This window comes from Comamonas aquatilis, assembly GCF_965139575.1.
Classification (GTDB): Bacteria; Pseudomonadota; Gammaproteobacteria; order Burkholderiales; family Burkholderiaceae_C; genus Comamonas; species Comamonas aquatilis.
The window spans coordinates 70,082-91,560 of record NZ_CBCSIW010000014.1 but is presented as its reverse complement, the minus strand read 5'-3'; the positions used below and the strand labels follow the sequence as shown (position 1 = coordinate 91,560).

Here is a 21,479-nt window from a genome sequence, read left to right as displayed (position 1 = left end):
TTGAACTCATTAGTTCACAGTTTGACCGTTACGGTTTAACTTGTCGATTCAACCAGGAAAGACGCTCCCATGCATCGCATCGCAGTCATTGGATCGGGAATTGCGGGTCTGGCCGCAGCGCGGCGGCTGGCCGGCGCGCCGGGCGGGCATGGCGTGACCCTGCTGGAGGCGGGCAGCCATTTCGGCGGTCATGCCAACACGGTCGACATGACGCTGGACGGCGTGAGCCAGGGCGTGGACACCGGCTTTCTAGTGTTCAACCACCGCACCTATCCGCTGCTGACCCGTTTGTTCGAAGAGCTGCAGGTGCCCACGGCCGCGGCCGAGATGTCGTTTTCGGTGCAGGTGCCCCAGGCCAATGGCAGCACGGGCCTGGAATGGAGCGGCAGCTCGCTGGGCGGTGTGTTCGCCCAGCGCGGCAATCTGCTGCGGCCCCGTTTTCTGAAGATGCTGACCGAGATCCTGCGCTTCAACCGCCTGGCCACGCGCATAGCCCAGGAAGGCGATGAAGCGCGGCTGCGCAGCTCTATTGAGGATTTTCTGGACAAGCACGGCTTTGGAGCCGCCTTTCGCCAGGACTATCTGCTGCCCATGATGGGCTGTATCTGGTCTTGCCCCACGGACCAGATGCTGCGTTTTCCCGTGGCCACGTTGATCCGCTTTTGCCACAACCATGGCCTGATCCAGGTCACGGACCGGCCACAGTGGCACACGGTACGCGGCGGCTCGCGCCAGTATGTGCGGCGCATGGTGGCCGCGCTGCAGCAGGATGGCCGTCACGAAGCCCGCCTGAATACACCCGTGCTGGGCCTGCGCCGTGTGGCGCATGGCGTGCTGCTGCAGACAGCGCATGGCACGGAGCAGTTCGACGCCGTGGTGTTGGCCTGTCACAGCGACCAGGCCCTGCGCCTGCTGGGCAGCGATGCCACGTCTCAGGAACGCAACGTGCTGGGCGCCATCCGCTACCAGCCCAACCAGGCCGTGCTGCACACCGATGCCAGCGTACTGCCGCGCCACGAAGCGGCCTGGGCCGCCTGGAACTACGAACGCGCAGCCGATGCAGAGCGGGACCAGGCCGGAGTCTGCCTGCACTACCTGCTCAATCGCCTGCAGCCTCTTCCGTGGCAGCAGCCCGTAATGGTCTCGCTGAATCCGGTGCGCCCGATTGACGACAGCCAAGTCCACGCGCGCATAACGTACAGCCATCCGGTGTTTGACCTAGCCGCCATTAAGGCCCAGGGCCAGGTGGCCGGTCTGCAAGGCCAGCGTCGGACCTGGTTCTGCGGCGCCTGGTGCGGCTACGGGTTCCATGAGGACGGCCTGCGCTCTGGCCTGGACGCGGCCGACAGCCTGCTGCACGCCTTGCAGGCACTGCCGGCCAGCCCCGTCATCGAGGAGGTCGCATGACTGCCCGGCCCCTCATCGGCTTCGGCCATGTCTGGCACCGCCGCCTGCGGCCAGTGGAGCATGCCTTTCGCTATCCGGGCTATTTCCTCATGCTCCCCATGCGCAGCCTGCGCACGCAGCCCGATGCCGTGCTCAGGCGCAACCAGCTGGGTTGGCTGAGCTTTTACGACCGCGACCATGGCGAGGGCGGGGCCGATGCGCTGGCCTGGTTCGAGCAGTTGCTGCACAGCGAAGGCATTGACGATGCCGATGGCGAAATCTGGCTGCACACCTTTCCGCGCGTGCTGGGCTATGTATTCAAGCCCGTGAGCTTTTGGTATGCGCACCGGGCCGATGGCTCGCTGGCCGCCGTGCTGGCCGAGGTCAACAACACTTTTGGCGAGCGCCACGCCTATCTGCTGGCCGGACCGGATCTGGCCTGGGGCCGCGATCAGATGGCGCACAAGCAATTCCATGTCTCTCCCTTCTGCGAGGTGAGTGGCGAGTACCGCTTTCGCTTCGAGCGCAGCGAGGACAGCACCTTGGCGAGCGTGGACCTGCATGACGAGGACGGCCCGCTGCTGCAGACCAGCGTGGGCGGCGTGCTGCACGCGCTGGATGCCGCCACTGTGCGCCGCGCCTTCTTCGGCACCCCTTTGATGACGCTGGGCGTGGTCGCCCGCATCCACTGGCAGGCGCTGCGCCTTTGGGCCAAGCGCGTGCCTTTTCATGGCAAACCCTCCGAGCCCAAGCGCTTCGTCACACGATGAACACTACCGCCGCCTCCCTGCTGAGCCCCACCGCCGCAGCACCGCGCCGCACGCCTGCGCGGGCGCGCCGTGTGCTGAACCTGCTCGAACGCCTGCCCCACGGGCAACTGGACCTGGAGCAGCCCGACGGCCGGCTGCTGCACCTGCCTCGCTCCCCACATCTGCAGCATCAGCCATCCGGTGCTGCCGACGCGCATTGCGTGCTGCACGACTGGCAGGCGCTGGAGCGCACGCTCAAATCTGGCGACATCGGCCTGGCCGAAGGCTATATCGCCGGCGAATGGGACAGCCCCGACCTGGCCGCCCTGCTGCGGCTGTGCATGAGCAACCGCGACCATGTGCAAAGCCTGGTCTACGGCAACTGGTGGGGCCGGCTGGGCTACCGCCTGCGCCACCTGCTGCAACGCAATACGCGGGCCGGCAGCGCCAGAAACATCCATGCCCATTACGACCTGGGCAATGACTTCTATCACCTGTGGCTGGACCCCGGCATGAGCTACAGCGCGGCCTGGTTCGAGGGCCGCACGGGCCAATTGCTGCACCAGGCCGACCTGCAGGACGCCCAGCAGGCCAAGTTCAGGCGCACGCTGAACGAGGTGCGGCTGCAGCCCGGCCAGCGCCTGCTGGAAATCGGCTGTGGCTGGGGTGGGCTGGCCGAAGCGGCAGCGCACGAGTTCGGTGCCCGGGTCACGGGAGTCACGCTGTCGCGCGAGCAGCTGGTCTGGGGACAGCGGCGCATGCTACAGGCCGACCTGACCGACGCCGTGGAGCTTCGCTACCAGGACTACCGCGACCTACCTGCACAGCATGCAAAAGAGCCCTTCGACGCCATCGTCTCCATCGAAATGTTCGAGGCCGTGGGTCGCGAATACTGGCGCGGCTACTTCCAGACGCTGCGCGACTGCCTCAAGCCTGGCGGCCTGGCCTGCATACAGACCATCACGCTGCGCGAGGACCTGTTCGCACGCTATCTGCGCTCCACCGACTTCATCCAGCAATACATCTTCCCGGGCGGCCTGCTGCCCAGCATCCCCGCCTTCGAGCAGGAGGCGCGTCGCGCCGGCCTGGTGGTGGAAGGCCGCATGGCCTTCGGCCGCGACTATGCAGAAACACTCAGGCGCTGGCGTCAGTCCTTTGAGGAGCGCATCGAAGCCGTGCGCGCTCAGGGCTTTGACGAACGCTTTGTACGCATCTGGAGCTTCTACCTGGCTTACTGCGAGGCAGCCTTCGACACCGGCAACACCGATGTCGTCCAGTTCACGCTGCGCAAGCCTCTGCCATGACAGTCCAGCCACACCGCACATCACGCCGCCAGGCCCTGACCTGGGGCGCCACCTGTGCTCTTGCACCGTCTTTGATCACCATGTCCAACGCACTACATGCCATGACCTCAAATACAGACCTTCCGGCCGAACTGCGCAGCGCCCTGCCGGCCGCGCGCCTGGTGGGCACGGCCGTGCTGCGTTTCTTCGGCCTGCGCGTTTACGAAGCCCGGTTGTGGGCCGCGCCCGGATTCCTGCCCGAGGACTACGCCCGCTACCCGTTTGCGCTGGAGCTGGTCTATGACCGCAAGCTGGAAGGCGCGGCCATTGCCGAACGCTCCATCGCCGAAATGCGCAGGGTCGGCAGCTTCACCGAGGAGCAGACCCGCCAATGGCTGACCTTGATGAAGCAGGCCTTCCCCGATGTGGTGTCGCAAGACCGGCTGCTGGGCCTGAACGACGGCCAGGGCCAGGTGCGCTTTTTTCACAACGGCCGGCAGACTGCGCAGCTGCGCGACGCCGACTATGCACGTCTGTTCTTCGGCATCTGGTTGGCGCCGCAGACCTCGGCGCCAGCCATGCGCACCTCGCTGCTAGGCCTGGGCTGAGTGCCAAGGGACTACGCCATGGCCTCCCACCCTGCCACCGCCCCTATGCTGTCTTGGCGCACAGGGCTGGCCTATGGCGGGCTGGCCGCGCCCCTGGCCTTTGTGTCCCTGCCCCTGTATGTGAACCTGCCCTACCACTACGCCAGCGTGGCGGGCGCACCGCTGGCCGGGCTGGGCGCCGTGCTGCTGGCCACACGCGCCTTTGATGCCTTGGTCGACCCCGCCATCGGCCGCCAGGCCGACAGGCTGCTGCGCAGCGGTACGCGGTCAGCCTGGTGCGCGGCGGCGCTGGGCAGTCTGCTGATGGTGCTGGGCTTTTGGGCACTCTGGCATCCCCCACGCGAAACCCAGGCCGCCATGCTGGCTTGGCTGGCCTGCAGCCTGCTGGTGTGCACGCTGGCCTATAGCTTTGTCACCATCCTCCACCAGGCCTGGGGCACCCGCTGGGGCGGCCAGCCTGCATGGCGTGCCCGGGTGACCGCCTGGCGCGAAGGTGCCACGCTGGCGGGCGTGCTGCTGGCCAGCGCGCTGCCGGCATGGATGGGCTTTGATGCGACCAGTGGCGTACTGGCTCTGGGTCTTGTGCTAGCCCTGACCGGTCTGTACCGACTCAAGGCTCCGGTGGCGCTGCAGGAGCAGGCCACAGCAGCCAGTGCCACCGCTGTTGCTCATCAGGCCTCACCTTGGGCGGACGCCGGCTTTCGCAGGCTGTTGGCCATCTTCATGCTCAATGGCGTGGCCGCCGCCATCCCTGCCACGCTGCTGCCCTTTTTCGTAGCCGACCGGCTGCAGGCGTCCGCGCTGCAGCCCTTGCTGCTGCTGTGTTTTTTTGGCACGGCGGCCCTGGGCCTGCCGCTGTGGGTGAAGGCCGTCTCACGCTGGGGTCTGGCGCCCAGCTGGCGCGCGGGCATGCTGGCCAGCGTGCTGGCCTTTGGCTTCACACCCTGGCTGGGCGCGGGCGACAGCCTGGCCTTTGCCATGATCTGCCTGGTCAGCGGGCTGGCCCTGGGCGCGGATCTGGCCTTGCCGGGCGCCTTGCTCACGGGCGTGATCCACGAGTCCGGCCAGGGCGGCCGGGGCGAGGGCCGCTACCTGGGCTGGTGGACCTGCGCCACCAAGCTCAACCTGGCCCTGGCTGCCGGCCTGGCTCTGCCCCTGCTGTCCGCTGCGGGCTACCGCAGCGGCGGCACCGATCCGGCCGGCCTGCAAGCGCTGGCCTGGGCCTATGGCGGGCTGCCCTGCCTGCTCAAGCTGGCGGCGGCGTTGCTGCTCTGGCGCGCCGAGCGACTGCATTCTTCCTGGAGGCACATATGAGCCACATCACCCACTACGCTTCGTTTTCGCCACTGCGGCGCGCCTGCCTGGGGGCGGCATTGGCACTGTCTCTTGCAGGCTGCGCCGGGCCTTCGGTGCAGGACTACGCCAAGGAGCAGCCGCAGCTGGACCTGCGCCAGTATTTCAACGGACCGCTGACGGCACACGGCATATTCACGGACCGCTCGGGCAAGGTGGTCAAGCGCTTTAACGTGCGCATGACGGGCCGCTGGAATGGCGACGAAGGCACGCTGGAAGAGCACTTTGTCTACAGCGATGGAAGCACGCAGCAGCGTACCTGGCATATCCGCCACCTGGGCGACGGCCGCTACAGCGGCCGGGCCGACGACGTGGTGGGCGAGGCCCAGGGCCAGAGCGCGGGCAATGCCATCCGCTGGAGCTATGTGCTGGCCCTGCCCGTGGACGGCAGGGTCTGGAACGTCAGCATGGACGACTGGATGTATCTGATGGACGGGCGCACCCTGCTCAACCGCACGGCCATGAGCAAGCTCGGCCTGCACCTGGGCGACGTGACGCTGGCCATCATCAAGGAGTGATTGCCATGCCACTGCTCTCTCGCCGCCTGAATCCGCCGCTACGCGACTGGAAGGGCCGCTCGGTGTGGATTCTGGGAGCCTCCTCGGGCATAGGGCGCGCCACGGCCGAAGCGCTGCACAGACAGGGTGCGCGCGTGATCATCTCTGCGCGACATGCCGGTGCGCTGCAGGATTTCGAGCGCGGCCGCGAAGGCTGTCTGGCCCTGCCCCTGGACGTGACCGATGCCCAGGCCGTGGCTGCTGCAGCCCAGACCGTACTGACCCATGCGGGCCGGGCGCCTGACCTGGTTCTCTACTGCGCAGGCCACTACCGGCCCCTGCGCGCCACGGAGTTCGACCTGGCCGAGATGCAGCACCACCTGGCCGTGAACTATGGCGGCGCGCTGCACCTGCTGGACGCCGTGCTGCCTATGCTGCTGGCGGCTGGCCAGGGTCATCTGGCCCTGGTCGGCTCGGTGGCCGGCTATCGCGGACTGCCCATGTCCCTGGCCTATGGCCCGACCAAGGCGGCGCTCAACAACCTGGCGGAAAACCTCTATCTGGATCTGCACAGCCTGGGCCTGGGCGTGTCCATCATCAACCCCGGCTTTGTCGATACGCCGCTGACGGCACAAAACAGCTTCAGCATGCCGGCCCTGATCGGTGCCGACGAGGCGGCTCAGCACATGCTGCAGGGCTGGGCGCAGGGGCGCTTCGAGATGAATTTTCCGCGCCGCTTCACGCGCTGGATGCGATTGCTGCGCTGCCTGCCCGACGCTTGGTATTTTTCGGCCGTACGCCGCATCACAGAAAGCTGACATCCGAGTTTTTTCACTGCATAGCTCGAAACAAAAGCTGCGGCCACTGGGCAGCTGCACGCGAAAATTGGCGATCAACAATGCCTCGCGCAACCCAAATATTGAAGAAGACTGAATTGGGCAAACCACTCGTCACTGACAGACAGCGATCGGTATCAATGGATCACCTGGAAAACCTAGACAAGTGTTCGCATGGGTCGTTTGGCTGCGCTCGCGCATGAATCAAATGTCGACCTCAAACTCTGAATCGCCCCTTTGCAAAGCAAAAAGCGCAGACCCCGTCTGCGCTTTTTATTTGATAGCTATCAGCGCTTTATATATAAGCGTTTCAACCCCATTTCACTTTGAATCAACGCGCCGTGGTGTCGGTTGATGCATTGACGATGGGAATATAGAAATCGCCACCGGCCTTGTTGAACTCCTGGGCCTTGGCCTGCATGCCTACGGCAATGCCTTGCTCGGCGGCCACGCCTTGTTGCTTGGCAAAGTCGCGCACTTCCTGGGTGATCTTCATGGAGCAGAACTTGGGGCCGCACATGCTGCAAAAGTGCGCCACCTTGGCGCTGTCCTTGGGCAGGGTTTCGTCGTGGAAGGCACGGGCGGTGTCGGGGTCCAGGCCCAGGTTGAACTGGTCTTCCCAACGGAAGTCAAAGCGCGCCTGGCTCAGGGCATCGTCGCGTGAGCGGGCGCCCGGATGGCCCTTGGCCACATCGGCTGCGTGGGCCGCAATCTTGTAGGCAATGATGCCTTGCTTGACGTCGTCGCGGTCGGGCAGACCCAGGTGTTCCTTGGGCGTGACGTAGCACAGCATGGCCGTACCCATCCAGCCGATCATGGCCGCGCCGATGGCGGAGGCGATATGGTCGTAGCCGGGGGCAATGTCTATGGTCAGCGGGCCCAGCGTGTAGAACGGGGCCTCATGGCAGTGCTTGAGCTGCTCGGTCATATTGGCCTGGATCATGTGCATGGGCACATGACCCGGGCCTTCGATCATGGTCTGCACATCGTGCTTCCAGGCGATCTGCGTCAGCTCGCCCAGGGTCTTGAGTTCGGCAAACTGGGCTTCGTCATTGGCGTCCGATGCACAGCCGGGACGCAGGCCGTCGCCCAGCGAGAAGCTCACGTCGTACTGCTTCATGATGTCGCAGATATCTTCGAAGTGCTCGTACAGGAAGCTTTCGCGGTGGTGGGCCATGCACCACTTGGCCATGATGGAGCCGCCGCGCGAGACGATGCCGGTGCGGCGCTGGGCCGTAAGGTGGATATAGGCCAGGCGCACGCCGGAGTGGATGGTGAAGTAGTCCACGCCCTGCTCGGCCTGCTCGACCAGGGTGTCGCGGAAGATTTCCCAGGTGAGGTCTTCGGCAATGCCGCCGACTTTCTCCAGCGCCTGATAGATGGGCACGGTGCCGATGGGCACGGGCGAGTTGCGCACGATCCAGTCACGCGTGGTGTGGATGTTCTTGCCCGTGGACAGGTCCATGACGTTGTCCGCACCCCAGCGGATCGCCCAGACCAGCTTTTCAACTTCTTCCTCGATGCTGGAAGTGACGGCCGAGTTGCCGATGTTGGCATTGATCTTGACCTTGAAGTTGCGGCCTATTGCCATAGGCTCGACTTCGGGGTGGTTGATGTTGGCGGGAATGATGGCGCGGCCGCGGGCCACTTCGTCACGCACAAATTCGGGAGTGATGATCTTGGGGATGGCGGCACCCAGGCTGTTGCCAGCCAGGCGCGCTTCACGCGCCGCATCCTGCTGGTACTCGGCCATCCATTCGCGGCGGCCGTTCTCGCGCAGGGCCACATATTCCATCTCGGGCGTGATGATGCCTTTGCGCGCGTAGTGCATCTGGGTCACGTTGGCACCGCTTTTGGCACGGCGCGGTTGGCGCTGCAGGGCGGCGGCCTCGGCACGCAACTGGTCCACGCGTCGGTCTTCTTCGCCGCGCTTACCGCCATCGTCCAGCGCCACGCGCTGGCGGCCCACGTAGTATTCGCTGTCGCCACGCGCATCAATCCAGCCACCGCGCACGCTGGCCAAGCCCTTGCGCACGTCGATGGTTGCAGACGGATCGGTGTAGGCGCCGGAGGTGTCGTACACGCTGACCAGCTCGCCATTGGTCAGTGCGATATCGCGCACCGGCACGCGCAGGCCGGTGTGCAGCTGACCTGGCAGATAGCTCTTGACGGAGGCAGGAAACGGCTCCAGCGACTGGGCCAGCAAGTCGGCAAAACGGCTCGCATCCGGGGCATAGCCAGCAGCAGGGGTGAAGATGGAATCGGGGGCGTTCATGTCAGTCTCCTCAAAGCGTGTGAATTCATCAAACGCTCCGTGGAGTGCCGGCCCTGCTCTGATCTGGTGGCTGCCGGCTTTCTGCCATCAACCACCTGCACCTGGGTGAAACATGGGCACTGGCTGGCCAGTGCCTGGAGTTCACCACCGGAATTTCTGGATTCCGGCCATGGCCGACGCGTCCCGAGGTCAGTCCATAAAAGACAAAACCCCAGTGCGCGAGGCGCCTGGGGTGTGCTGTGCCGCATGGTTTAAAGGTACGGCGCTTGAACAGCTGCCTTGCCTGTCATCCATCGGCCCCGCTTCAGGGTCCCGCTCTTCTTCCGCCGGTATGAACCGGATCAAGTTCGTCGGGTTAACCTTGATGGATATGTCTTTCGACAGATCCAATTCTGGTCTCTCAGCGCTTTCGCACACCCCGGAGCAGCGGCCAGTATAGGCGAGGTTTTTGGCAGGTCAAGCCCCGCACAAACCCGTTGCAACAGCTTTGACTGCCCGGTGCTCAATCAAAACCCTGCAGCGTGAGCCATTCGCCGCCGGGTGCACGGCTGGCGCGCCACTGGTTGATGGAAGCCGATGGATCCTCATAACCCAGCGCAATGCCAAAAGCGATCTGATAGCCGGCGGGCAGCGCCAGCTGCTCTATCAGCATGTCGTTGTACAAGCGCCAGAAACCCTGGGCGCAGGTGGCCAGGCCCTGCTCCACCGCCAGCAGCATGAAGGACTGCAGATAAATGCCCAGGTCCACCCACTGCGCATAGCCCATGCGCTCTTCCACCGCCACGAAGACACCCACGGGAGCGCCGAACATCTGGCTGTTCTTGGCCAGTTGCTGCAGACGGGCGGCCTTATCCTCGCGGCCGATCCCGATGGCGCGATACAGGTCTTCGCCATTGTCAAAACGGCGGCTGCGATACGGCTCCCACAGACCGGGCGGATAGGACAGGCCGGGGCGCGATACCGGCTCGGTCTGGCTGGCCTTGGCGCCAAGCGCCTGCAGCGCATCACCGCCCACGGCAGTCACCCGCCAAGGCTGCATATTGCCGCCCGACGGGGCTTGCGCCGCCGTCTCCAGCAGCTGGCGCACGGTCGCTGCGTCCACCGCGCGGGGAAGAAAAGCACGCACCGAGCGGCGCTGCTGCAGCAAATTTTCCATGGTCATCACTCAATCACCTGTCTTCATCCGTCAAAAGATTGCGCCGCAGTGTATGCGGCTCAGGCATTAGCCCGTGTACCGCAGGCAACAGCCCGCAAACGCTCTGGTGCCGCAAGCAACAGCTCATCGCTTGACTGCACCTGAGCCGTGCTTGCCCTAATGGCATCGCACTGACGGCCTGCCACCATGCAGCCTGCTTGCACGCAAGATGGCGGGTGCAAGCGTTCCAGTAAGACCCGTCCGTCCGACATTTGCAGGAGATGCATTTAATGAGTGGTTCTGCTTTTTCTTCGCTACGCAAATCATGGCCCCAAGCCTCCACCTTGATGCTGGCCCTGGGTCTGGCCTTTGGAGCCGGCGCGGTTCACGCCCAGGACAAGGTGCGCATAGGCTTTATCACCGACATGTCGGGCCTGTATTCCGATGTGGACGGCAAGGGCGGCGCTCTGGCCGTACAGATGGCGGTGGACGACTACGGCGGCAAGCTGCTGGGCAAACCGGTTGAAGTGCTGACGGCAGACCATCAGAACAAGGCCGATATTGCGGCCAGCAAGGCCCGCGAGTGGTTTGACACCCAGGGCATGAACATGCTGATTGGCGGAACCACCTCCAGCGCCGGTCTGGCCATGGGCAAGGTGGCCGACGAGAAAAAGCGCGTCTACATCATCAACGGTGCGGGCTCTTCGGCCCTGACCAATGAGCAGTGCAGCCCCTACTTTGTGCACTATGCCTACGACACCGTGGCCCTGGCCAAGGGCACGGGCAAGGCCGTGGTGGAGCTGGGCGGCAAGAGCTGGTTCTTTCTGACCGCCGACTATGCCTTTGGTCATGCACTGGAAGCCGACACCACCCGTGTCATCAATGCCTCTGGCGGCAAGGTGCTGGGCAGCGTCAAGCACCCGCTGAACACGGCGGATTTCTCCTCCTTCCTGTTGCAGGCCCAGAACTCCAAGGCCCAGATTCTGGGACTGGCCAATGCCGGTGGCGACACCATCAACGCCATCAAGTCGGCGCGTGAATTTGGCCTGACCAAGAACATGAAGCTGGCCGGCCTGCTGCTGTTCAGCTCCGACATTCACAGCCTGGGTCTGAAGGCCACCGAAGGGCTGATGTTTACCGACAGCTGGCACTGGGACCTGAACCCGGAAAGCCGCAAGTTCTCAGACCGCTTCTTTGCCAAGTTCAAGAAAATGCCGACCTCGCTGCAAGCCGCCAATTACTCGGCCGCCATGCAGTACCTGAAACTGGCAGAGCGACTGGGCACGCTGGATGCAGACAAGATCATGGCCGGCTTCAAGGCCACGCCGCTGTCCGACTTCTACGCCAAGGGCGTGGTGCGCCCCGACGGCCGCTATGCCCACGATATGTATCTGCTGCAGGTCAAGTCTCCGGCCGAATCGAAAAAGGCCTGGGATTACTTCAAGGTGGCCAAGACCTTGCCCGCAGACCAGGTCTTCACCACCAAGGAAGAAAGCAAATGCGCGCTGTGGAAATAAGGCTGCATTGAGTCCAAGACAAGCCGGGCAAAACGCCCGGCTTTTTCACATCCAGCCGTCACTATATAAACAGAAGCACTCACCGTTTTATTGATAAAGGCTGCAGGCGAATTCAATCAAAACCACGCAGCTCGCACCAGTCGGTCACAGGTGCACGGGTGGAGCGCCACTGATTGATGGGCGCCGTCTTGTCCTCATAGCCCAGCGCCATGCCAAAGGCGATCTGGTAGCCCTGGGGCAGCGCCAGCTGACGGGCTACAAAATCGCCATAGTTGCGACAGAAGCCCTGGGCGCAGGTCGCAAGCCCTTTTTGTGTGGCCAGCAACATCAACGACTGCAGATAAAGCCCCAGATCCACCCACTGCGTATGCACCATGCGCTCTTCCACGGCGACAAAAATGCCTACCGGTGCGCCAAACATCTGGGCATTGCGGGCCAGCTGCATCAAGCGGCCATGCTTGTCCTCGCGCGGCAGCTGGAGCGACTGGTATAGCTGCTCGCCGTTGTCGAAGCGGCGGCTGCGGTACGGCTCCCACAGCCGGGCCGGGTAGACCAGAGCAGGATCCGGGTTGGGCACGGCCGTGGCCATGGCGGCGCGCAAGTCGTTCAGGCTTTGGCCTGTCAGCGCGATCACGCGCCAGGGCTGCAGATTGCCGCCCGATGCCGCCTGGCCTGCAGCAGCCAGCAAGGTCTTGACCAGCGCGCCATCGACGGTCTGCGGCAAGAACGCGCGCACCGAATGGCGCTGCTGCAGTGCCTGTTCCACATTCATCATGCTTGAGTCCGGGGTTGAAACCGGCCCAGTCTCAAGCGCAGAGGCCGGCCCGCCGCCCCTCAAATCAACTAATGGCAAGCACTGAGCCGCATCCATCGCCCCATGAAAAAAGCCGGACGACTCCGGCTTTTGCTATTGAATACGCAGCTGACAGCGCTTGAATGACAAGCGCTTGAAGGCTATTTACCCATGATCTGATCGATTTTGTCTTTCTGGAAGGCCTGGGGACGCTCCGACTCGCAGGGCATGCAATCCGACACCTTGCCCTGAATCGACAGCTTCTCGATCGCCGCCCACAGCAGCGCAATCTGCTTTTCATGGCAGGCCGCACCTTCGGACAGGCCGCGCATGGCCAGAGCCACGGGGTCCACTTCCGAGGTAATGCCATAAGCGGAAAAGCCCGATTTTTCCGCCTCGCCCGCAGCGGCTGTCGCCTCGGAAGCCGGCGCCGCCTTGGATGCAGCATCGGTCTCGACCACGTCAGTCACATCGGCGCTGTGGCCGTTCTTGCTGGCAATGATGCGTGCCGGAATGCCCACGGCGGTTGCGCCGGCCGGCACGGGCTTGATGACCACGGCATTGCTGCCGATCTTGGCGCCATCACCGACCTCGAAACCGCCCAGCACCTTGGCGCCCGCGCTGACCACCACGTTCTTACCCAGCGTGGGGTGGCGCTTGCTGCCTTTATACAGCGAGGTGCCACCCAGCGTGACGCCGTGATAGATCGTGCAGCCGTCGCCCACCACGGCGGTTTCGCCGATCACGACGCCCATGCCGTGGTCGATGAAGACCTGCTTGCCGATCACGGCCCCGGGATGGATTTCAATGCCCGTGAACCAGCGGCCCATATGGGAGATGAAACGACCCAGCCATTTGAAACCATGCGTCCAGCACCAGTGCGCGGGTCGCTGCAGCCAGATGGCATGCAAGCCCGGGTAACAGGTGATGACCTCCCAGGTGCTGCGGGCCGCAGGATCGCGGTCGAGAATGCACTGGATGTCGGAGCGCAGGCGAGCAAGCATCAAAAGCTTATAAGGTAAAGATTGACAGGGATGCTCAGTCTAGCGGCTTGGCGGCTGCGCCTTCAGCATGGCTTTGGCAACACCGCGAAGAATATGGATTTCTTCCTGGGTCAGCTGCGCGCGATTGAAAAGCTGGTTAAGCCGGGGCATGAGCTTCTTGGGCGCCGCCGGGTCCAGAAAGCCGATATGGGCCAGTGCCTGCTCCCAGTGGCCCAGCATGCCCTGGACCTGGGCCATGTCGGCCCGGTTCACCTCAGGCGTGATCTCTGCCTGCGGAAAACCGCCCAGCGCCAGACGCCACTCATAGGCCACGACCTGAATCGCCGAACCCAGATTGAGCGAGCCGAACTTGGGATTGGACGGAATGGACAAGGCCACATCGCAGCGGTACACATCCTCGTTGCTCATGCCAAAGCGCTCGCAGCCAAACAGAAAGGCCACGCCCTTCTGGTTGCAGAGAGCGCCCGGCGTGGCGGCGTTATCGGTCAAATCGCCATCAACCGAAGGTTCAGAGCGCGTATCCAGCTCTCCTTTCAATAGCATCTCGAAATGCTGGCGCGGCGTGCGCGTGGGCGGGCCGAAGTCGCGCGGCGTCATGGCCGTGGCGCACATGTGGCTGATGCCGTCCAGGGCTTCCTCCAGCGTCTCGACCACGCGGGCCTGGTTGAGCACATCCAGCGCGCCGCTGGCCCGCTGAATGGTTTCCTCCTTGCGCAGCACATTGGCCCAGCGCGGGCGCACCAGCACCAGATCATCAAAATCCATGGTCTTGAGCGCGCGAGCTGCAGCGCCCACATTGCCGGCATGGCTGGTTTCAATCAATACGAATCGGGTTTTCATCAAGACTAAAGGCCCCACTTGTGGCCCAGATAAGACGGTGGCCTCGCGCAAGCGGCTCTCTCTGGTGCGCAGGAATAGAGCACCCTAGAAGGCCCACAAAACAGCGGGCCGAGCAACACAAAAAACGCAGGCTGGTTAGAATTGCGCCTATTGTCGCCGCCCCGCATCGCCGGTCGCGGCTTTTTACGTTCTTACCCGCGTCGAGCAGTCCTGTTTTCCTGACTGCTGCGCCAACGCAATCACAATTTATGTCGAACTCCCTGCACCCCATGCTCAACGTGGCCATCAAGGCTGCTCGCGCCGCTGGCGCCCTCATCAACCGTGCCGCACTAGATGTGGAATCGGTGCGCGTTGCGCAAAAGCAGGTAAACGACTTTGTGACCGAGGTAGACCAGGCCTCCGAGCGCGCCATCATCGAGACGCTGCTCACCGCCTATCCCCAACACTCCATCCTGGCCGAAGAATCGGGCAACGAACACGGCACCAAGGGTTCGGACTATGTCTGGATCATTGACCCCCTGGACGGCACGACCAACTTCATCCACGGCTTCCCCGTGTACTGCGTGAGCATCGCTCTGGCCTACAAGGGCAAGATCGAGCAGGCCGTGGTGTACGACCCCAGCCGCAACGACTTGTTCACCGCCACCCGTGGCCGTGGTGCCTACCTGAATGAGCGCCGCATCCGCGTCTCCAAGCGCAGCCAGCTCAAGGACTGCCTGATCTCCACCGGCTTCCCCTTCCGCCGTGGCGACAATTTCAAGCAATACATGAACATGCTGGGCGATGTGATGCAACGCACGGCTGCCGTGCGTCGCCCCGGTGCCGCCGCTCTGGATCTGGCCTATGTGGCTGCCGGTTTCTCCGACGGCTTCTTTGAATCCGGCCTGTCCATCTGGGACGTGGCTGCAGGTTCGCTGCTGGTCAGCGAAGCCGGCGGTCTGGTCGGCAACTTCACCGGCGAAGCCGACTTCCTGGAACAAAAGGAATGCATGGCTGCCAACCCCCGCATTTACGGCGCCCTGATCCCCGTGATCGGCAAGTACAGCAAGTTCGCCACCGCCGGTGAAAAGGCCGACGTGCGTCAAGCCATCGACAGCGGTGCCGACGAGGAATCTGCCCAGGCAGACCAGTCCGACGCTGAATAAGCGGCACTGACAAGATAAAAAAGCGGTCGCCCCACGGCTGCGGAAAGAGCCCGGTCCGGTGGATCGGGCTCTTTTTTTGCCTGTGCTCGCCGGACGTCTCCACACAAATCACAAATTCAGGCGCAAGAATTTCGGCCGATGCAGGCATTGGTAGACATTCATGACTGATTTTTTCAGGCAACATTGGTCGCTGGCAATCGACTGGATTTCGGGCCACGTGGTGATTCCCGTGGTCAACGCCCTGGATGTGGCCCAAGCCGCAGGCAATCCGCGCGAGATTGCCGAAGCGATGTTGATTGCGGCACTGCAGCTGTTTCTCATCGCCTGCGTGATGCGGCCGCTGGAGAGCCTGCTCCCGGCCGAGCGCTGGACCCAGCGCCGCCACACCACGGTGGACCGCAATATGACGCTGCTCATGCTGCTGGGTCTGTTTCCGCTGTTCAGCTTTCTGATCCTGATGCCCGTGGCCCATATGCTGGGCGGCGGGCCGGCCACCGAAGAGGCCAGCGGCCTCAAGGCCTGGCTGCCCTGGTTCGAGCACCATCCCTATCTGCTGTTTGCCCTGTACTACGTGATCTACGACCTCACGTATTACTGGATGCACCGGGCCCAGCATGTGATTCCCTGGTGGTGGGCCATGCACAGCATGCACCACAGCCAGCGCCAGATGAGCTGCTGGAGCAACGACCGCAGCCATTACCTGGACGGCATGCTGCAAAGCTTTGTTCTGGCCAGCGTCGGGCTGCTCATGGGGGTGGAGCCTTCGGAATTTGCGCTGCTGGGCCTGCTCAGCGAGCTGGTGCAAAACTTCTCGCACGCCAATGTGGCGCTGCGCCTCGGCTGGGTCGGCAAGCTGGGCGAGCGCCTCTTCGTCGGCCCGCGCTTTCACCGCAACCACCATATGCTGCGGGATGCCGAGCGGCCCCAGCGCCACAACTGCAACTTCGGTCAGGTTCTGCCCTGGTGGGACCAGCTGTTTGGCACGGCCCTCTATCACCACGAGGCTCTGCGCCCCACAGGTGTGAGCGACCCCGAAGTCGATGCCGACAACGAGCGCGGTCTGATTGCCATGCAGTGGTACACCTTGCGCCGCTTCTGGGGTGCATTCAGCTGCCGCGCGGGCTGGCGACTGGGCGATGTCTCCTTTGGTCCCGGCTATCGCCCTGTCCACGATGTGGACGAAGCAAACACTTGCAGCGGCGGCCCTGCGGCCTCTCAAGCCTCGGTGGGCTCGGTGGGCTCGATGAAATAGGCTCAAGCACAGAGCTTTTGGTCATCGCCGATAATCTGCGGTTTGGCGCAGCACCGCTGCCGCGCCCCCTGATTGCCAAACGCTGAAGCGATGACCCAGAAAAGTACAGTAAACCCGTCGCTGGCCAATTTTCCCGATATGACGGACCTCTCGGCGCACACGCCGATGTTCCAGCAATACCTGCCCCTGAAGGCCGAGTACCCCGATACCCTCGTTTTCTATCGCATGGGCGATTTTTACGAGCTGTTCTTTGGCGATGCCGAAAAAGTCACCCGCCTGCTGGACATCACGCTGACCTCGCGTGGGCAGACCGCAGGCCAGCCGATTCCCATGGCCGGCGTGCCGTTTCATGCCCTGGAGAACTACCTGGGCCGCCTGATCAAGATGGGCGAATCGGTGGCGATTTGCGAGCAGGTCGGCGAGATCGGCGCGGGCAAGGGCCCGGTGGAGCGCAAGGTGGTGCGGGTGGTCACGCCCGGCACGCTGACGGACAGCGAGCTGCTCTCGGACAAAAGCGAAGCCATGCTGGTCGCCGTGCACACCGCAGGCCGTCAGCGCGTGGGCCTGGCCTGGATGGCCGTGACCCAGGGCCGCATCCACATGGCCGAGTGCGCGGCCGACGAGCTGGGCGCCTGGCTGTCGCGCATCAGCCCCAGCGAAGTGATTTACAGCGCCGGCGTGACCGAGCGCTTCGAGCAAAATCTGCTGGCCATCAAGCACAGCGGCGCCATTACCTGCCCGCTGTCGCCGCGCCCCGACTGGCAATTCGACTCCGGCCTGGGCGAGCGCAAGCTGCTCGAGCTTCTGGGCGCCGCCAGTCTCAAGGCCTGGGAGGCCGAGAACCTGGCCCTGGCCCATGCCGCCAGCGCCGCCCTGCTGTCGTACGCCGAGCACACCCAAGGGCGCAACCTCACCCATATCCACGCCATTGCCGTGCAGCGCGATGACGAGCTGATTGCTCTGCCGCTGGCCACCCGTCGCAATCTGGAGCTGGTCAAGACCTTGCGCGGCGAAGATTCGCCCACGCTGTTCTCGCTGCTGGACAGCTGCATGACCGGCATGGGCAGCCGCCTGCTCAAGACCTGGATGCTGGAGCCCGAACGCAACCGCAAGGCCGCCATGCAGCGGCTCGATTCCATACGCATGCTGCGTGGCAGCGGTGCCGGCATGGCACCCTGGCAAGCGCTGCGCGCCGAGCTCAAGGGCGTCAGCGATGTGGAACGCATCACCGCCCGCACGGCGCTGCGCCAGGTGCGGCCGCGCGAACTGGTGGGTTTGTCCAAAACGCTACAAAAATCAAAGCTGCTCGCGCAATCTGGGTCTACACCTTCGGCCTATTTGACTCAGATTTTTACCGATCTGATGCCGCCCGAAGGCTGCGCCGAGCTGCTGGCTGCGGCCATCATGGAAGAACCCGCCGCCCTGGTGCGCGACGGCGGCGTGATCGCCACCGGCTTTGATGCCGAGCTGGATGAGCTGCGCGCCATTCAGAACAACTGCGACGAGTTTTTGCTGGAGCTGGAAGCCAAGGAAAAGCTGCTGACCGGAATTCCCAATCTGCGCGTGCAGTTCAACAAGGTGCATGGCTTCTACATCGAAGTCACCAACAGCTACAAGGACGCGGTGCCCGAGCGTTTTCGCCGCCGCCAGACGCTCAAGAACGCCGAGCGCTACATCACGCCCGAGCTCAAGGTCTTCGAGGACAAGGCGCTATCGGCCCAGGAACGCGCCCTGCAGCGTGAAAAATGGCTGTACGAGCAGATTCTCGATCAGCTGCAGCCCCATGTGCCGGCCCTGACCCGCGTGGCGCAAGCGATTGCGGCGCTGGATGTGCTGTGCACGCTGGCCGAGCGCTCGCTGACGCTCAACTGGAGCGAGCCCGAGTTCGTCAGCCATCCCTGCATAGAGATCGAGGCCGGCCGCCACCCCGTGGTGGAAGCGCGCATGGCCGAATCGTCCAGCGGCAGCTTCATTGCCAACCACACGCGCATGAACACCAACACGCGCATGCAGATCATTACCGGCCCCAATATGGGCGGTAAATCGACCTATATGCGCCAGGTGGCGCTGATCACCTTGCTGGCCAGCATGGGCAGCTATGTGCCTGCAGCCAGCTGCCGCCTGGGGCCTATCGACGCCATCCACACCCGGATTGGCGCGGCCGATGACCTGGCCAATGCCCAGTCCACCTTCATGATGGAGATGACCGAGGCCGCGCAGATTCTGCATGCCGCCACGCCCCACTCCCTGGTACTGATGGACGAGATCGGCCGCGGCACCAGCACGTTTGACGGTCTGGCCCTGGCCAGCGGAATTGCCAGCCAGCTGCATGACAAGACCAAGGCTTTCACGCTGTTTGCCACCCATTACTTCGAGCTGACCGAGCTGCCGGCCAAGGCCCGCGCAGCCGTCAACGTGCACGTGGGCGCGGCCGAATCAGGCAGCGATATCGTGTTTCTGCACGAGATCCAGGCCGGTCCGGCCAGTCGCAGCTACGGGATTCAGGTCGCCAAACTCGCCGGCATGCCTGCTGCCGTGCTGCACCACGCCCGCCATGCGCTGGAGGCGCTGGAGAACCAGGCCGGCGAAAATGAGTTGCAGGTCAATCTGTTTGACGCCCCCGACATGCCTGACACGTCGGCGATTCACGACCCGCTTGCCGAGGCCCTGGCCGCCATCAACCCCGATGCACTGAGCCCGCGTGAAGCCCTGGAAGCGCTGTACCAACTCAAGAAGCTGAGCAATAGCGCTGCCTGATCCTTCCGAACTTGAACACGGGCCTTTGAATCCTCAGGCCATGCGTTCGGGTTCAGGCCTCCAGCAAATGTTGCGGCCTGGGCTGCGGAGACGGGCTACGCAGGGGCTTGTCGCCCAGTTTGAAAGCCGACACCTCTCCCATCAGGCGCACGGCCTGCTCGCGCAAGCTGGTCGCGGCGGCTGCCGACTGCTCGACCAGCGCGGAGTTCTGCTGCGTGGCGTCGTCCAACCCGGCTACGGATTGATTGATCTCGGCAATGCCGCGCCCCTGCGTCTGTGAAGCGTCGCTGATCTCCTCGATGATCTGCGTCACCTTGACCACGGCGTCCAGCAGCTCCTGCATGGTGGCGCCCGCATGCTCCACCTGCTGCGAGCCGCTGCCCACCTGGGTTACGGAATCGGTGATGAGCTGGCGCACCTCCTTGGCCGCTTCGGCCGAGCGCTGAGCCAGGCTGCGTACCTCGGCCGCTACCACGGCAAAGCCGCGGCCCTGTTCGCCGGCACGCGCAGCTTCCACGGCTGCGTTGAGCGCCAGAATATTGGTCTGGAAGGCAATGCCGTCGATCACACCGATGATGTCGACGATCTTGCGCGAGGAGTGATTGATGCCCTCCATGGTCACCACCACCTGCTGGAAGGCCGCGCCACCGCGCTCGGCCACGCCGCGCGCCGACTGCGCCAAACCGCCTGCGCTGCGCGTGGCCTCAGTATTGGTCTGCACGCTATCCGTCAACACCGACAGCGATGCAGCTGTCTGCTGCAGCGCACTGGCCGCCTGCTCGGTGCGCTGGCTCAGATCCTGGTTACCCTGGGCCACTTCGGAGCTGGCCACGGAAATTGAATCGGCCGCCTGGCGCACCGCACCCACCATGCGCTCCAGCGAAGAGACGAAGCGATTGAAGGCCGAGGCCAGCGCGCCCACCTCGTCATTGCTCTCCACTGGCATGCGCCTGCTCAGGTCGCCATGGCCATCAGCAATTTCTTCCAGCATGCGCGCCGCGCGGCCAACGGGTGCGGCAATGGCCCGGCTCACCAGCCAGATCACCAGCAGGCCGATGCCGCCGCCCACCAGGCCAGCCACGACCGAGGTCAATGCAATGGTGCGTCGCACGCCGCCCAGCACCTGTGCCTCGGGGAGCTCCGCGATCACGTACACGTCCAGCTCTGGCACATAGGAGGAGGCAATCAGCTGCCGGCCCGACGGCGCATCGTACATGGCGTGGGCAAAGCGCTCGCGCTTCAGCAGCGAGGCGCTGAGATCAGCGCTGAAGCCAGGCCTATCCTTGAGCCAGTGCTTGCCGTCCACCAGCGCCGGATCGCGGTGCACAAGGATGCTGCCATTGCCGCGCACCAGAGAAATCGAACCGGACTCCCCCACCTTGTAGCCGCGCACGGCCTGGGCCAGCTCATCCACCGACAGGCTCAGACCCGCAATGCCCTGCTTGCCCTGGCCCGCGTCGAACTTGACGTTGATGAAGAGCATGTAGACGTTGGAGCTCGCATCCTTGTCGATCTCCAGTACCTGCGACTTGTCGCTGGCAAGCAGGTCGTAGAACCATTTGTCACCCTCGCCCTGGGGCGCCAGCTTGCGCACCAGGCCCTGCTCGCCAAAGTACTGGCCCGTGCTGCCCGACACCCAGAACACCGAAGAAGCCCTGGCCTGCTGCTTGACGGCCTGGGCGTACTTGGCCCAGGCCGCGTTGCCGCCCTCTGGTTCACCGGCGGTTTCCCAGTCCAGCACAAAGCTGTTGCCTGCCACGGATTTGGCCATGGCCAGCGGCATGCCGATCTGGCGCAAAATGTCGTTGCGGATCTCACCCACGACGGCGGGCAGCTCCTGGCTCACCACCCGCTCGCTCAAACTGGCGCCCGTCAGCACAAAGCCCAGCACCGTGGAGACGGCCACGAACAGCAGCAGGCAAGCCACCATGCTGGACATGAGCTTGGTCCGTATCGACAGATTGCGAAACACGTGCATTGGGCCCTCCTCCGGCCAACAGTAAGTAATTGCATCCAAAAGGAATTGCATCTTTTTATGCGTCAACTCCA

The 21,479-nt window shown here is 63.8% G+C and carries 17 protein-coding genes and 1 riboswitch; of the genes, 11 read left to right on the top strand and 6 right to left on the bottom strand.

The annotated features are described in order from the left end of the window. Positions 1-69 precede the first annotated feature (69 nt). Genes ACNAZA_RS15765 through ACNAZA_RS15735 form a run of 7 tightly spaced genes read left to right on the top strand, consistent with a single transcriptional unit; the run spans position 70 to position 6,694 of the window. Entirely contained in the window at positions 70-1,407 is a 1,338-nt protein-coding gene (locus tag ACNAZA_RS15765) for an NAD(P)/FAD-dependent oxidoreductase (RefSeq protein WP_415797494.1), read from the top strand. Next, a complete protein-coding gene (locus ACNAZA_RS15760; protein WP_415797493.1) occupies positions 1,404-2,156 on the top strand; it encodes a DUF1365 domain-containing protein in 753 nt (250 codons plus the stop codon). Before ACNAZA_RS15765 ends, ACNAZA_RS15760 begins: the two co-directional genes overlap by 4 nt. After that, positions 2,153-3,439, top strand: coding sequence for a class I SAM-dependent methyltransferase (locus ACNAZA_RS15755; RefSeq protein WP_415797492.1), 1,287 nt, complete (start codon positions 2,153-2,155; stop codon positions 3,437-3,439). The genes ACNAZA_RS15760 and ACNAZA_RS15755 overlap by 4 nt, the downstream gene beginning before the upstream one ends. Further along, positions 3,436-4,026, top strand: a complete 591-nt coding sequence (locus ACNAZA_RS15750; RefSeq protein ID WP_415797491.1) for a hypothetical protein — start codon at positions 3,436-3,438, stop codon at positions 4,024-4,026. The genes ACNAZA_RS15755 and ACNAZA_RS15750 overlap by 4 nt, the downstream gene beginning before the upstream one ends. Positions 4,027-4,044: 18 nt before the next feature. Next, positions 4,045-5,340 (top strand): MFS transporter, encoded by a 1,296-nt coding sequence (locus ACNAZA_RS15745; protein WP_415797490.1) that lies wholly within the window; start codon positions 4,045-4,047, stop codon positions 5,338-5,340. Next, a complete protein-coding gene (locus tag ACNAZA_RS15740; protein WP_415797489.1) occupies positions 5,337-5,897 on the top strand; it encodes a DUF3833 domain-containing protein in 561 nt (186 codons plus the stop codon). The genes ACNAZA_RS15745 and ACNAZA_RS15740 overlap by 4 nt, the downstream gene beginning before the upstream one ends. Before the next feature lie 5 nt (positions 5,898-5,902). Beyond that, positions 5,903-6,694: an SDR family NAD(P)-dependent oxidoreductase gene (locus ACNAZA_RS15735; protein ID WP_415797488.1), complete on the top strand. Its 792-nt coding sequence runs from the start codon at positions 5,903-5,905 to the stop codon at positions 6,692-6,694. Between the two features lie 349 nt (positions 6,695-7,043). On the opposite strand, the gene thiC is transcribed toward ACNAZA_RS15735, so the two are convergent. Then, positions 7,044-8,987, bottom strand: coding sequence for a phosphomethylpyrimidine synthase ThiC (thiC, locus tag ACNAZA_RS15730; protein ID WP_415797487.1), 1,944 nt, complete (start codon positions 8,985-8,987; stop codon positions 7,044-7,046). A 301-nt stretch (positions 8,988-9,288) separates the two neighbouring features. Continuing rightward, positions 9,289-9,418, bottom strand: a riboswitch (TPP riboswitch). 71 nt (positions 9,419-9,489) lie between these two features. Beyond that, positions 9,490-10,149, bottom strand: a complete 660-nt coding sequence (locus tag ACNAZA_RS15725; protein ID WP_415797486.1) for a nitroreductase — start codon at positions 10,147-10,149, stop codon at positions 9,490-9,492. A 263-nt stretch (positions 10,150-10,412) separates the two neighbouring features. Here ACNAZA_RS15725 and ACNAZA_RS15720 point away from each other — a divergent pair, with 263 nt between their 5' ends. Further along, entirely contained in the window at positions 10,413-11,639 is a 1,227-nt protein-coding gene (locus tag ACNAZA_RS15720; RefSeq protein ID WP_415797485.1) for an ABC transporter substrate-binding protein, read from the top strand. A gap of 112 nt (positions 11,640-11,751) precedes the next feature. Here ACNAZA_RS15720 and ACNAZA_RS15715 read toward each other — a convergent pair whose 3' ends face one another. From ACNAZA_RS15715 to ACNAZA_RS15705, 3 genes are all read right to left on the bottom strand, one after another. Beyond that, entirely contained in the window at positions 11,752-12,411 is a 660-nt protein-coding gene (locus ACNAZA_RS15715; RefSeq protein WP_415797519.1) for a nitroreductase, read from the bottom strand. A gap of 182 nt (positions 12,412-12,593) precedes the next feature. Continuing rightward, positions 12,594-13,436: a serine O-acetyltransferase gene (gene cysE, locus ACNAZA_RS15710; protein WP_415797484.1), complete on the bottom strand. Its 843-nt coding sequence runs from the start codon at positions 13,434-13,436 to the stop codon at positions 12,594-12,596. A 39-nt stretch (positions 13,437-13,475) separates the two neighbouring features. Then, the gene (locus ACNAZA_RS15705) at positions 13,476-14,276 is read right to left on the bottom strand and encodes an RNA methyltransferase (RefSeq protein ID WP_415797483.1); all 801 of its coding nucleotides are present in this window, start codon (positions 14,274-14,276) and stop codon (positions 13,476-13,478) included. Positions 14,277-14,524: 248 nt separating this feature from the next. Between ACNAZA_RS15705 and ACNAZA_RS15700 the strand changes: the two genes are divergently transcribed. The 3 genes from ACNAZA_RS15700 to mutS all read left to right on the top strand — a co-directional run bounded on the left by ACNAZA_RS15700 (position 14,525) and on the right by mutS (position 19,430). Continuing rightward, positions 14,525-15,421: an inositol monophosphatase family protein gene (locus ACNAZA_RS15700; RefSeq protein ID WP_415797482.1), complete on the top strand. Its 897-nt coding sequence runs from the start codon at positions 14,525-14,527 to the stop codon at positions 15,419-15,421. A gap of 160 nt (positions 15,422-15,581) precedes the next feature. Further along, complete coding sequence (locus ACNAZA_RS15695) at positions 15,582-16,673, top strand: sterol desaturase family protein (RefSeq protein WP_415797481.1); 1,092 nt, start codon at positions 15,582-15,584, stop codon at positions 16,671-16,673. A 165-nt stretch (positions 16,674-16,838) separates the two neighbouring features. Beyond that, a complete protein-coding gene (mutS, locus tag ACNAZA_RS15690) occupies positions 16,839-19,430 on the top strand; it encodes a DNA mismatch repair protein MutS (RefSeq protein ID WP_415797518.1) in 2,592 nt (863 codons plus the stop codon). A gap of 52 nt (positions 19,431-19,482) precedes the next feature. Here the strand turns inward: mutS and ACNAZA_RS15685 are convergent, their stop codons facing one another. Next, the gene (locus ACNAZA_RS15685) at positions 19,483-21,408 is read right to left on the bottom strand and encodes a methyl-accepting chemotaxis protein (protein ID WP_415797480.1); all 1,926 of its coding nucleotides are present in this window, start codon (positions 21,406-21,408) and stop codon (positions 19,483-19,485) included. Between the last annotated feature and the right edge of the window lie 71 nt (positions 21,409-21,479).

Excerpts from the sequence above, each read along its gene's own strand:
- ACNAZA_RS15740 (WP_415797489.1), top strand. The coding sequence starts at position 5,337 with ATGAGCCACATCACCCACTACGCTTCGTTTTCGCCACTGCGGCGCGCC.
- thiC (WP_415797487.1), bottom strand. The coding sequence starts at position 8,987 with ATGAACGCCCCCGATTCCATCTTCACCCCTGCTGCTGGCTATGCCCCG.
- ACNAZA_RS15760 (WP_415797493.1), top strand. The coding sequence starts at position 1,404 with ATGACTGCCCGGCCCCTCATCGGCTTCGGCCATGTCTGGCACCGCCGC.
- ACNAZA_RS15735 (WP_415797488.1), top strand. The coding sequence starts at position 5,903 with ATGCCACTGCTCTCTCGCCGCCTGAATCCGCCGCTACGCGACTGGAAG.
- ACNAZA_RS15750 (WP_415797491.1), top strand. The coding sequence starts at position 3,436 with ATGACAGTCCAGCCACACCGCACATCACGCCGCCAGGCCCTGACCTGG.
- ACNAZA_RS15700 (WP_415797482.1), top strand. The coding sequence starts at position 14,525 with ATGTCGAACTCCCTGCACCCCATGCTCAACGTGGCCATCAAGGCTGCT.
- ACNAZA_RS15745 (WP_415797490.1), top strand. The coding sequence starts at position 4,045 with ATGGCCTCCCACCCTGCCACCGCCCCTATGCTGTCTTGGCGCACAGGG.
- ACNAZA_RS15715 (WP_415797519.1), bottom strand. The coding sequence starts at position 12,411 with ATGAATGTGGAACAGGCACTGCAGCAGCGCCATTCGGTGCGCGCGTTC.
- ACNAZA_RS15755 (WP_415797492.1), top strand. The coding sequence starts at position 2,153 with ATGAACACTACCGCCGCCTCCCTGCTGAGCCCCACCGCCGCAGCACCG.
- ACNAZA_RS15705 (WP_415797483.1), bottom strand. The coding sequence starts at position 14,276 with ATGAAAACCCGATTCGTATTGATTGAAACCAGCCATGCCGGCAATGTG.
- ACNAZA_RS15695 (WP_415797481.1), top strand. The coding sequence starts at position 15,582 with ATGACTGATTTTTTCAGGCAACATTGGTCGCTGGCAATCGACTGGATT.
- mutS (WP_415797518.1), top strand. The coding sequence starts at position 16,839 with ATGTTCCAGCAATACCTGCCCCTGAAGGCCGAGTACCCCGATACCCTC.
- ACNAZA_RS15720 (WP_415797485.1), top strand. The coding sequence starts at position 10,413 with ATGAGTGGTTCTGCTTTTTCTTCGCTACGCAAATCATGGCCCCAAGCC.
- ACNAZA_RS15685 (WP_415797480.1), bottom strand. The coding sequence starts at position 21,408 with ATGCACGTGTTTCGCAATCTGTCGATACGGACCAAGCTCATGTCCAGC.
- ACNAZA_RS15725 (WP_415797486.1), bottom strand. The coding sequence starts at position 10,149 with ATGACCATGGAAAATTTGCTGCAGCAGCGCCGCTCGGTGCGTGCTTTT.
- ACNAZA_RS15765 (WP_415797494.1), top strand. The coding sequence starts at position 70 with ATGCATCGCATCGCAGTCATTGGATCGGGAATTGCGGGTCTGGCCGCA.
- cysE (WP_415797484.1), bottom strand. The coding sequence starts at position 13,436 with ATGCTTGCTCGCCTGCGCTCCGACATCCAGTGCATTCTCGACCGCGAT.